The organism is Brevundimonas sp. NPDC055812 (genome assembly GCF_053616535.1).
The window spans coordinates 163020-174082 of the sequence record NZ_JBSHDX010000001.1 but is presented as its reverse complement, the minus strand read 5'-3'; the positions used below and the strand labels follow the sequence as shown (position 1 = coordinate 174082).

Here is an 11063-nt window from a genome sequence, read left to right as displayed (position 1 = left end):
TCCGATGATCCCCGTTCCCGGCTTCGAGGGGCGTCGTGTCGCGGTCTTCGGCCTGGGACGGTCGGGGATCACGGCGGCGCGCGCGCTTCAAGCGGGCGGGGCCGTCCCTGTGCTGTGGGACGACGGCGTCTCGGGCCGGATGCAGGCTGAGGCTGAAGGCTTTGTCGTCGAGGATCTGACCCGCGCTGACTGGTCCGGGTTCGCCGCGCTTGTGCTGTCGCCGGGCGCACCGCTGACCCATCCCAAGCCGCACTGGAGCGTGGAGCGCGCCCACGAGGCGGGCGTGCCGGTCATCGGCGACGTGGAGCTGTTCGCGCGGGCGCTGGCCGCCCTGCCGCAAGGGGAACGGCCGCGCGTGGTCGCCATCACCGGCACCAACGGCAAGTCGACGACCACGGCTCTGATCGGCTGGGTGCTGAAACAGGGGGGCCTCCGCGTCCACATCGGCGGCAATATCGGCATCGGCGTGCTGGCCCTGCCGGAGCCGACGGCGGATGCGGTCTATGTGATCGAGGTGTCGTCCTATCAGTTGGACCTGACGACGAGTTTCGCGCCGGACGTGGCGATCCTGACCAATGTGTCGCCGGACCATCTGGACCGCCACGGCGGGCTGGAGGGCTACGTCGCCGCCAAGCTCCGGATTTTTCAGGCGCAGGGCGATGGCGCGCTGGCGCTGGTCGGCGTGGACGAGGAATGGGGGCGGAAGGCCGCGGCGGACCTGCGGGCGCAGGGACGGCGGGTTTGCACCGTCTCTACATCCGCTCATCCCCGCGGAGGCGTGGACCCAGAAAGAGCCGCCTCCACGACGCCGACCGGGGGGCTGCAGCCAAAGAACTGGGTCCCCGCCTCCGCGGGGATGAGCGGGATAGGGGCTGAGCCCGGCGCCTTGATCGTTGAGGACGCCGTGCTGGCCGATTTGACCGCCGCGCGGTCCTTGCCCGGCCGTCACAACGCACAGAACGCAGCCTTCGCCTATGCGACCGCGCGGGCCCTGGGCGTGTCGCATGAGGCGGCGGTCGAGGGCCTGCTGAGCTTCCCTGGCTTGTCGCACCGGATGGAGGCCGTGGGCCGTCTCGGCGCCGTGCGCTTCATCAACGACTCCAAGGCCACCAACGCCGATGCGGCGCGACAGGCGCTGGCCTCCTACCCCTCCGTCTTCTGGATCGCGGGAGGCAAGGCCAAGGACGGCGGCATCGACAGCTTGAGCGACCTCTTCCCGCGCGTGACCAGGGCCTATCTGATTGGAGAGGCGGCGGACGCTTTCGCCGGGACGCTGGGCGATACGCCGCACGTCGTGGCGCGTACCATGGAGCGCGCCGTCGAACTGGCCGCCGCCGACGCGGCCGCGGCCGGAGGCGAGCAGGTGGTCCTGCTGTCGCCCGCCTGCGCCAGCTTTGATCAGTTCCCCGATTTCGAGGTCCGGGGCGAGGCGTTCCGCGCCGCCGTCCTGAGCCTGGGCGCACGGCCGGAGCCCGCCGCATGACCCACAACAGCTACAGCCATCCCTTTTCGCGCAATGACCAGAGCCTGATCGCGCGCTGGTTCTGGACGGTGGATCGCGGCCTGCTGGGCGCGGCGCTGACGCTGGTGGCGCTGGGCGTGGCGCTGAGCTTCGCCTCCAGCCCGGCGGCGATCGCGGCGGACGAATCCATCACCGATCCGTTCCACTATTCGTGGCGGATGATGGTCTTCTCGACCATGGGGCTGTTCGTCATGCTGAGCGCCTCGCTGCTGTCGCCGCGGGGGGTCAGGCGGATCGCGGTGCTGGCCTTGCTGTGCGCCATCGTGGTCATGGCGGCCCTGCCGTTCATCGGCGACACGGTGAAAGGAGCGGCGCGCTGGATCAATCTGGGGCCGTTCAGCCTGCAGCCGTCCGAGTTCGCCAAGCCCGGCCTGATCGTCTTCGCCGCCTGGATGTTCGCCGAGGCCCAGAAAGGCGAGGGCGTGCCCGGCGTCAGCATCGCCTTCGGCTTGTGGGCGCTGACGGTGGGCCTGCTTCTGATCCAGCCGGACATCGGCCAGACCCTGTTGATCACCACCACCTTCATGGCCGTCTTCTTCATGGCGGGAGTGCCGCTGAAATGGGTGGCGGCGCTGGCGGCGGTCGGCGCGGGCGGGGTGGTGTCGCTGTATTTCATGTTCAGCCACATGCGCGACCGCCTGAGCCGCTTCCTGTCGCCCGAGACGACCGACACCCACCAGATCGACCGCGCGTCCGAGGCGATCCGCGCCGGGGGGCTGGTCGGGCGCGGCATCGGCGAGGGGGTGATGAAGCGCCACGTCCCCGACCTGCACACCGACTTCATCTATTCCGTCGGGGCCGAGGAGTTCGGCCTGGTGCTGTCGCTGATCATGATCGGGCTTTACGCCTTCATCGTCATTCGCGGGATGCGGCGGGCGATGAAGCTGAACGACTCCTTCGAACAGACGGCGGCGGCGGGCCTGTTCATGCTGATCGGGCTGCAGGCCTGCATCAACATCGCGGTGAACCTGAACCTGATCCCGACCAAGGGGATGACCCTGCCCTTCATCAGCTACGGCGGGTCGTCCATGATGGCCATGGGGCTGACGATGGGGTTCGCCCTGGCCCTGACCCGGCGTCGTCCGGGCGCCTATGAACTGGGGTCGAACGTCGCCCCGCGTCGCCGCCTGCTGCCGTAAGAGAGCATCATCCATGACCAAGGTCTGCGTCGTCGCCGCCGGGGGCACCGGCGGCCATATGTTCCCCGCAGAGGCCCTGGCCCGCGAGATGGCGGCGCGCGGCTGGCGCGTGGTGCTGGCGACCGACAAACGCGGCGAGCAGTACGCCCACGCCTTCCCCGCCGAGGAGCGTCTGGCGCTGGATGCGGCGACCGGGCGCGGTCCGATCGGCCTGCTGAAGGCGGGCGTCGCCATCCTGAAAGGCGTGGGGCAGGCCAAGGCCGCCTTCGACAGGCTGGGGGCGGACGTGGTGGTCGGGTTCGGCGGCTATCCGTCGGCGCCCGCCCTGGTCGCGGCGGTGGCGACGCGGCGGCCGACGGTGATCCATGAGCAGAACGCCGTCCTGGGCCGCACCAATCGGATGCTGGCCTCGACCGTCGGCACGGTGGCGGCGGCCTTTCCAACGCTGTGGCGGGCGCCGGCCAGGGTCGGCGCCCGCGCGCGTCTCGTGGGCAATCCGGTGCGGCCGGACATCCGCGCCCTGTTCGACCGGGCCTATGTCGCGCCGGTCGAGGATGGGCCGATCCATGTGCTGGTGACGGGCGGCAGTCAGGGCGCGCGCATCCTGTCCGAGACCGCCCCGCGCGCCCTGGCGGCCCTGCCCGAGGCCATCCGCAACCGGCTGAAGGTGCAGCAGCAGTCGCGGCCGGAGACGCTGGAGGCCGCGCGCCAGATCTATCTGGACGCCGGGATCGAGGCCGAGGTCGCGCCCTTCTTCCGCGATATGGCCGACCGGCTGTCGAAGGCGCATCTGGTGATCGGGCGGGCGGGGGCCTCGACCTGTTCGGAGCTGGCCGTGGCGGCCCTGCCGTCGGTGCTGATCCCGCTGAAGATCGCCATGGACGACCACCAGACCTTGAACGCACGGGCCCTGTCCGAGGCGGGCGCGGCGAAGATGATCGCCGAGGACGATCTGACCGTCCAGAGCCTGACGGCGGCCCTGGAGGAGATGCTGTCCGATCCGTCGGGGCTGGCGGCCATGTCGGCGGCGGCGCGCTCGGTGGCGATCCCGGATGCGGCGCAAAGGCTGGCCGATCTGGTGGAGGCGGCGGTCCGATAAGACCCTTCTCCCCGCCGGGGGAGAAGGTGGGCGGCGAAGCCGCTCGGATGAGGGGGACGCTTCCGTCATCCAGACGGGTTGATGCGGGTGTGCGTCATTTGGCGTCCCCCTCATCCGTCTCGCTGCGCGAGCCACCTTCTCCCCCGGCGGGGAGAAGGGCTATGGTCCGCCCATGCCCCAGTTCGTCGTCGATCTGACCAACACCGTCTTCGCGCTCTGGCGCCAGTTCCACTGGCTACCGGAATGGGCCGTGGTGTCGATCATCACCGTGGTCTTCGTCTTCATCGGGTGGGCGGCCAATCAGGTGGTGTTCGCCTTGCTGAAACTGGCGGTGCGCAACCGCGACGAATTCTGGAAGGGGATGCTGAAGCGCGCCCGGCTAAAGGTGCGGATCGCGGTGATGATCATCGCCCTGGCCCTGGCCGTGACCGTGTCGCCGCTGGACCCGGAGCCGTCGCTGTTCATCCGGCGCACCCTGCTGTTCGGCTTCATCCTGGTGTGCGGCTGGATGCTGGCGGGAGCGGTGGACGCGGGGGCGGTGGTTCACCTCAAGAAGTTCAACATGGAGGCGGAGGACAACCTCTACGCCCGCAAGCACGTCACCCAGACGCGCATCCTGCAGCGGGTGGCCGCCATCCTGATCGGCCTGATCACCCTGGGGCTGGCGCTGCTGACCATTCCCGGCGTCAAGCAGTGGGGCCTGTCGCTGCTGGCCTCGGCGGGGGTGGTCGGCATCGTCGCCGGCCTGGCGCTGCAGCCCTTCCTGACCAATCTGATCGCGGGCATCCAGATCGCCACTTCCCAGCCGATCCGCCTGGACGACGCCGTCATCGTCGAGGGCGAATGGGGCCGGGTCGAGGAGATCACCTCGACCTATGTGGTGGTCAAGCTGTGGGACTGGCGGCGCATGGTCCTGCCGCTGACCTACTTCATCCAGAAGCCGTTCCAGAACTGGACCCGCGAGGATTCGCGCCTGATCGGCGTGTCCTTCCTCTATGTGGATTACGAGGCGCCCATAGACCGGCTGCGGATCAAGCTGGAGCAGATCGCCCACGCCTCGCCGCACTGGGACGGCGACGTCGTGGCTTTGCAGGTCACGGACGTGACCGAGCGGACGGCCCAGGTGCGCTGCTTGACCAGCGCGCGCAACGCCTCGGTCGCCTTCGACCTGAGGGCCGAGGTGCGCGAGAAGATGCTGGCCTTCATGCGGGACGAATGCCCCGAGGCCCTGCCGCGCGACCGGATGGATTTCGACCGCGAGCGCCGCCGTCCGGCGCCGCGCCCCACCGGCTACGACGAGTAGATCAGGCCGCCTGCATCGCCTTGCGGGCGCGCCAGAAGCGCAGGGTGCGCAGGGCCGCCTCGCGCGTCAGTTCGTTGTACATCCCGGCGTAGGCCCGGGCCTTGCCCATGGCGTTGTCGTCGGTGTTCAGCAGCACCACGGCGTAGGTCAGGAACAGGGCGCGATCCAGGTCCGCCGCCTTGCAGATGACGGCCAGGGCGTCCAGCTCTCGCCGCTCGATGATCTGGCGGGCGGTGTGGAAGTCGACGTCGGCCAGTTGCGACAGGGCGATCAGGAAGGCGGTCTGGCCGCCCGAGCGCAGGAAGCGGGCCAGCACCTGGGGCGTCAGCTGACCGGCGGCGCGCAGTTCCTCGACATAGGCCAGGCTCTCGGCGTAGTCGGCGGGCAGGGCGCCGTCTTCGGCGGCGACGCGGGTGCGGCCGGCGGCGAGGGCGCTTTCCAGCAGGGCCGGGTCCAGGCGGGCGTTCTGCTCCAGGATGCGCTGACGCAGCCGGGCCTCGACGTCGAAATAGAGGTCGTTCAGCAGATCGGGCGGCAGGCTGGCGCGCTCGACCGTGACGGCGTGCAGAGCCGGGTTGGCGCGGGCGCGCTCGACGGCGGTCTCGGAGGCGGCGCGCGACAGGCTGGCGCCTTCGTTGCCGAGCAGGACGCCCAGGGTCTCGTCGTCGCCGCGTTCGACGATGGCGTCGGACACGGCCTCGGACACCGCGGCGCGGCGGCTGACGGCGCGCATATGGCCCTGGCCGCGCGAGCGCACCACGCCGATCAGATCGGCCTCGGTCAGCACCGGCGAGGCGGCGAGGACAGGGGCGGCGACGGTCTCGGCCTCATCATTGGCCAGGCGGCGGATCAGCTGATGCGGGGCGTCCGGCGCCTCGGCGAACCGCTCGGCCAGCTCGGCGCGCACGGCCGTCTCCATGGCGTCGGTCAGGTCGGACAGGACGGCGCCGTAGAGGGCGGTCTCGGACTCCGTGCGCTCGGCGGCGCCGAAGAAGCAGTCGGTCAGCTCGCGCAACAGGGCGCGGCGCTTGGGGCTGGACGCTTCCTGCGCCAGGGCGATCAGGTCGGGCAGGCGCGAGCCGGTCTCGGCCGGGGCGGCGGCGACGGGAGAGGAGGCGGCGCCGTCGCTCATGGCAGCATCGGCCCGTCGGTCACGGGATCGTCGGCCATGGGGGCCGCGCGCAGGCGGCCCTGGGCGTCGCGCATGACGGCGGGCGCTTCGGGCGGCTGAGCGAGGTCGTCCGAGGCGATCGGTTGATCCAGTTCGACCGGCAGAGCGTCCAGGTAGTTGGGCGCGGGCAGGGGCGTGGCGTCCGGCTGACGGCCCGCCTGGCGGTGGACCGAATAGTAGCGGGCGCCGCCTTGGGCCGGGGCGTCATCCGACACGGGCTGAGGCGCAGGTTGGGGCGCGGGTTGCGCCGCAGGCGCCGTGTTCGGAGCGGGAGGCGCAGGAGCGGGAGCAGGCGTCGGGGCGGCCGGTTGGGGCGTGTTCCGCTGCAACTGGAAGATCGGCGCGTCGCGTCGAGGGGCCATCGGATCGAAGGCCGAGTCAGCCGGGACAGGCGCCGGCATGGGTTGCGGCGCCGGCTGAACGGGCGGTTGAACCGGAGGTTGAACGGGCGGCGCAGGTTCGAGAATCTGCGCGGGCGCGGGTTGGGGGACCGGCTGGGGCGCAGGCGCAGGCGCAGGCGCGACAGCGCGCGGGGCAGGCTGGACCGGCGCGGGCGGCGTCGGCATCGGTCGCACGGGTTCGGGCATCGGCGCGGGCGTCGGCTCAGGCGCGGGCGTGCGCTGGACCGGCGGCGCGGGTTGCGGCTCCGGCTGGGATTGCGGGCGCGTCCAGGGGACGTGGCTGGGCGCCGGGGCGCGCTCCATCGGCTGAGGCTGAGGCTGGGCCTCGGGCATGTGGGGCGCAGGGGCGTAGTCCGTCGGCGGCGGCGCGACGGGTTGCGGTTGAGTCGAGAGGGGCTGACGCGCCCAGGGCGCGGGTTGATAGGTCGGCTGATACGGCGCCGGGGGCGTGTAGGCTGGCGCGGGGGGCTCGGACGGGGGCGCGACATAGGGGCCCCAGGTCGCATCGGGATGGCTGGTCACCGGGCGGAAGTCCGGCGCAGGCGTCAGGGCGTTGGCCGAGGGCGGCGGGGCCGGGATCGGCGGCGGCGCGCCCCAGGTCTGGGCGGGCGTCAGCTGGCGGCTGTAGCCGGGCGCTCCGGCGCGCCAGGGATAGCCGCCATGCGGGATGACAGGCGGGCGCGCGACCGATGACGGGGCGTAAGGGCGGACGACGGGCGCAGCCGCATAGGCCGCCTCCGGCGGCGGGGCGAAGCTGTCGGCGGCGGCGGTCGGATAGGCGGGGACGGACTGGACGGACGGGTGGTTCTGGGCGCGGCCAGGCCATGACAGGGGGCGTCCATAGGCGGCCGACGGATAGGGCGATTGGACGGTCTGGGAGGCGTCTTGCGGGACGCCCTGCGCCCAGGCGGCCGTGGCCGCGCCGAGCGCGGGCAGAAGGGCGGCTATGGTCAGGGGGCGGGGCACCGGCGCCTCGTGAAAGGTGAAGAGGGTCAGCCGATCAGCCTAGACGGCGCGGCTTAATCCTCGCCTAACGCCGGGCGGTCTTAGGGTGAAATCGGTTCACAGGCGATCGCGCATGAACCGGGATAATGGTTTCGGGCGAAGGCCTAGCCGCGCGAGGGCAGGTACTGGCTGGTGAAGGCCTCGCGCCAGTCCGGGACGGACGAATAGGCGCTCTGGGTCTGTTCGGCGAAGGCTTGCCAGCGTTCGGGCGTCATGGCCCCCAGGCCGTAGAGCGCCGCATCGCCGCCGTCGACCATGGCCTGGGCGCGCAGGGCCGTACGCGCGGCGTCCAGCACGCGCTGGGGCAGGTCGGGATTGGCGCGGCGGATCAGGGCGTCGCCCCTGGCCCCGTCGCCGTGAACGTATTCGCGCCAGCCCTCGACCGAGGCGGCGATGAAGTCGCGCAGGGCCTGGCCGTTGTCGCGGGCGAAGGCGTTGGGCGCCAGCACCAGGCCGGAGTAGGAGGGGTAGCCGTCCTCGGCCGGGATCAGGACCAGGGGCTGGAAGCCGACCTCGCGCGCGATCGCCTCGGGCGCGCCGTCGGTCAGCCGCGCGATCAGGACGCTCTCGCGATCCTCGCGGAAGGCCTTCAGATTGTCCTCGGCCGCGCCGGCGCGGGCCTGGTCGGACGCCAGGTCGAAGCGGGCGCGCAGCCATAGCCAGAAACTGTCCTGGTCGCCGGGCTCCATCAGGATGCGGCGACCACGCAGGACGGTCAGATCCTCCAGCTCCTGGTCCGGATGGGCCAGCAGGACGACGGGATCTTTCTGCAGGAAGGCGGCCACGGCCTTGACCGGCGCCCGCTCGGCGACCAGCCGCAGGGGCAGGAAGCTGTCGCGTCCGACAGCCAGTTCGACCGCGCTGGCGGCCAGAAGGGCGGGGATGTCGGCGCCCGACGGCCCGCTCAGGATCTCGACGTTGAGGCCGCGCCGTTCATAGGCCCCGGTCGCGACGGCCTGATAGAAGCCGCCGTGCAGGGCGCCCGCCGGACCGCCCGCGGCCACCCGCAGCCGCACCCGCCCGGCCTCGTCTGTCTGAGCCGGAGTGCGGCCGCACGCGGTCAGGACGCCCAGGGCGGTCAGGCCGAGGGCGCCGGCCATCAGGCCGCGTCGGTGCAGGCAGGGGCGAGTCATCACGTCTAGGGTGTAGGGGGGCGGGCCGCGCTTGGAAAGGCGGCGGGCGTCGCCGGCACCGATTCCGGCCCGGAAATCGAGCGCCTGACCCCGCAAGGCCGGCGCCGGAATTGAGCGAGGGGACGTAACCCTTGAACCAGACCGTCGCCGGTCGGATCGCGGATCGCGTCCCCTCGCCAAGTCCGGGTTGGACTTGGCCGCTATCGGGTCGGAACTCGGCCTCAGCGTCGACGGGCGAACCCGGCGTCGTTCGGCAACCCTTCCGTCGGCTCCTGGTCTTCGGCGTTCCGCAAGGCGAACCTCGCGCCGTCCGTCAATCCCGGCCTGGTTCTCCGTGATCCCTGCGCCGAAGCGCTAGAGGATCGGGAGCCTTGGCCCTGCGTCGGTGTTTCCGCGTCCTCCGAAGAGGCTTGGAACCCTGGGTCAGAGAGCCGGACCGGTCCGCTTGATCTCCGGGTCTCCCCGGATTTCCGCGCCGCCGTGTCCCTCGGCCTGTTGACGTTCCCGCGAAATCCGTTATTGGGCAAGCGCCCAAATCAGAGCGTCTGTGCGGAATTCTCCCGGACCCGGTGGGCAAGTCTGTGGATATCTGTGGGCGGATGAAATTCGCGAAGGCGGATCAGCGCCTTGTGTTGTCCACAGCAAAAAGGGGCCGCCGTGAGGCAGCCCCTGGATAGGCGACCGCCACCCGCTCGCAGGAGCGGATGGCGGCGGATCATCAGCGATTGCGGATGAAGGTGCGGATGTCGTTCGACAGCTTCTTCAGGTCGTCGTCGCGGACGTACATCATGTGGCCGGCGTGGTAGTAGTGCCACTCGATGCGGCCGTCGGTCGGGAAGCCCGGACGGTTCAGCGAGTATTCGGCGCCGAAGAAGGGCGTGGCGAAGTCGTAGTAGCCCTGACCCACCCAGACGCGCAGGCCGCTGTTCTCACGCAGGGCGCGGCCGATATAGGGGGCCACGTTCAGATACTCTGCGCCGCCGCGCCCGGCGGACGGAAGGTTCCAGTCCCAGTTCCGGGTGCCGCCGATCGAGGAATAGACCACGTCGGGCGAATACTTCAGGCCCTCGCGCGACCAGGCGTTCATGGCGGCGGTATAGGCGCCGTCGATGCCGTAGAAGCTGGGGTCGTTGTCCGGGCGGTCGCCGGCGTTGTCGTAATCGACGCCGGTGTAGCGGGTGTCCAGGCGGCCGATGGTCAGGCCGCGATCCCGCAGCAGCTCCTTGTAGAAGCGGCTGGGCGACAGGCGCAGGTTGGCGTTGCTCAGATAGGTCTGCGACACGCCGGTGTAGCGCGACAGCTGCTGCAGGATGGTCGCCCGCTCGTCGGCCGTCAGGTCGTTGCCCTTCAACAGAGCCGTGGCGTAGGGGCCGATGGCCCAGGCGCGGGCCTCGGCGACGAACTCCTCGACCGTGGCGGGCTTGTTGGGGACCTTGTCGTGATACCAGGCCGTGGCGGCCATCGACGGCAGGTTGGTGACGTAGCCCAGCTCATTGCCCTGGGAGTCGGCGGCCAGGCTGAAGTCGAGGATCGACGAGATCAGCAGGATGCCGTTGATGGCGACGTCTGTGTATGTGCCTTCCAGCTCGTTGATGACGGCGGCCGAGCGGGTGGTGCCGTAGCTTTCGCCGCCGATGAATTTCGGCGCGTTCCAGCGGCCGTGCTCGTTGAGCCACAGGCGGATGAACTCGGCCATGGACTTGGCGTCCTTGGTCACGCCCCAGTAGTCGGCCGGGTCCTTGTCGCCCAGGGCGCGGCTGAAGCCGGTGCCGATCGGGTCGATAAAGACGATGTCGGTGACGTCCAGCAGGGAGTCGACGTTGTCGATGATCGGATAGGGGGCGGCGCCGTCGTCCTTGGCGTCCGAGGGCACGACCACGCGCTTGGGCCCGAAGGCGCCCATGTGCAGCCACAGGGAGCCCGAGCCGGGGCCGCCGTTCCACAGGAAGGTGACGGGACGGTTGGGGTCCGTCGGGCCTTCCTTGATGTAGCTGTAGGAGACCATGGCCGCGAGCGGCTTGCCTTCCTTGTCCTTCAGATAGGTCTCGCCGGCGATGGCGCGGTAGGCGATGCGCTGACCGCCGAAGACGCCGGTGTGGCGGGTCTCGGACATGACGGGCGGCGGAATGGCGGCTTCGGTGCGGTTCGCGGCGGCGTCGGCGCGCGGCGCGCCTTGAGGCCCGCTCTGGCCCCCGCTTTGCGCCATGGCCGGCCCGGCCAGGGCCAGCGCCGAAGCGGCGACGACAAGCAGTCTCTTCATGGATAAACCCCCAGTTGGTCTACGCGGCTC

At 70.7% G+C, this 11063-nt stretch carries 8 protein-coding genes; 4 read left to right on the top strand and 4 right to left on the bottom strand.

Going from position 1 to position 11063, the window contains the following annotated elements; translation table 11 throughout:
• Positions 1 to 4: 4 nt before the first annotated feature.
• The 4 genes from murD to ACWGL1_RS00875 all read left to right on the top strand — a co-directional run bounded on the left by murD (position 5) and on the right by ACWGL1_RS00875 (position 5063).
• Positions 5 to 1483: a UDP-N-acetylmuramoyl-L-alanine--D-glutamate ligase gene (murD, locus tag ACWGL1_RS00890; RefSeq protein ID WP_452110907.1), complete on the top strand. Its 1479-nt coding sequence runs from the start codon at positions 5 to 7 to the stop codon at positions 1481 to 1483.
• Positions 1480 to 2661: a putative lipid II flippase FtsW gene (gene ftsW / locus ACWGL1_RS00885; protein WP_291777877.1), complete on the top strand. Its 1182-nt coding sequence runs from the start codon at positions 1480 to 1482 to the stop codon at positions 2659 to 2661. The genes murD and ftsW overlap by 4 nt, the downstream gene beginning before the upstream one ends.
• Before the next feature lie 13 nt (positions 2662 to 2674).
• Complete coding sequence (murG, locus tag ACWGL1_RS00880; RefSeq protein ID WP_452110906.1) at positions 2675 to 3760, top strand: undecaprenyldiphospho-muramoylpentapeptide beta-N-acetylglucosaminyltransferase; 1086 nt, start codon at positions 2675 to 2677, stop codon at positions 3758 to 3760.
• Positions 3761 to 3932: 172 nt separating this feature from the next.
• A complete protein-coding gene (locus ACWGL1_RS00875) occupies positions 3933 to 5063 on the top strand; it encodes a mechanosensitive ion channel family protein (protein ID WP_291777884.1) in 1131 nt (376 codons plus the stop codon).
• A 1-nt stretch (position 5064) separates the two neighbouring features.
• Here the strand turns inward: ACWGL1_RS00875 and ACWGL1_RS00870 are convergent, their stop codons facing one another.
• The 4 genes from ACWGL1_RS00870 to ACWGL1_RS00855 form a co-directional block, all read right to left on the bottom strand.
• Positions 5065 to 6195, bottom strand: coding sequence for a DUF2336 domain-containing protein (locus ACWGL1_RS00870; protein WP_452110905.1), 1131 nt, complete (start codon positions 6193 to 6195; stop codon positions 5065 to 5067).
• Positions 6192 to 7601: a hypothetical protein gene (locus ACWGL1_RS00865; RefSeq protein ID WP_452110904.1), complete on the bottom strand. Its 1410-nt coding sequence runs from the start codon at positions 7599 to 7601 to the stop codon at positions 6192 to 6194. The genes ACWGL1_RS00870 and ACWGL1_RS00865 overlap by 4 nt, the downstream gene beginning before the upstream one ends.
• 143 nt (positions 7602 to 7744) lie before the next feature.
• Positions 7745 to 8773 (bottom strand): ABC transporter substrate-binding protein, encoded by a 1029-nt coding sequence (locus ACWGL1_RS00860; protein ID WP_452110903.1) that lies wholly within the window; start codon positions 8771 to 8773, stop codon positions 7745 to 7747.
• Between the two features lie 718 nt (positions 8774 to 9491).
• Entirely contained in the window at positions 9492 to 11033 is a 1542-nt protein-coding gene (locus ACWGL1_RS00855) for a S10 family peptidase (RefSeq protein ID WP_343830885.1), read from the bottom strand.
• Between the last annotated feature and the right edge of the window lie 30 nt (positions 11034 to 11063).

What these genes read in the sequence shown, in the direction of transcription:
- murD (WP_452110907.1), top strand. Translation starts at nt 5, where the DNA reads ATGATCCCCGTTCCCGGCTTCGAGGGGCGTCGTGTCGCGGTCTTCGGC.
- ftsW (WP_291777877.1), top strand. Translation starts at nt 1,480, where the DNA reads ATGACCCACAACAGCTACAGCCATCCCTTTTCGCGCAATGACCAGAGC.
- murG (WP_452110906.1), top strand. Translation starts at nt 2,675, where the DNA reads ATGACCAAGGTCTGCGTCGTCGCCGCCGGGGGCACCGGCGGCCATATG.
- ACWGL1_RS00875 (WP_291777884.1), top strand. Translation starts at nt 3,933, where the DNA reads ATGCCCCAGTTCGTCGTCGATCTGACCAACACCGTCTTCGCGCTCTGG.
- ACWGL1_RS00870 (WP_452110905.1), bottom strand. Translation starts at nt 6,195, where the DNA reads ATGAGCGACGGCGCCGCCTCCTCTCCCGTCGCCGCCGCCCCGGCCGAG.
- ACWGL1_RS00860 (WP_452110903.1), bottom strand. Translation starts at nt 8,773, where the DNA reads ATGACTCGCCCCTGCCTGCACCGACGCGGCCTGATGGCCGGCGCCCTC.
- ACWGL1_RS00855 (WP_343830885.1), bottom strand. Translation starts at nt 11,033, where the DNA reads ATGAAGAGACTGCTTGTCGTCGCCGCTTCGGCGCTGGCCCTGGCCGGG.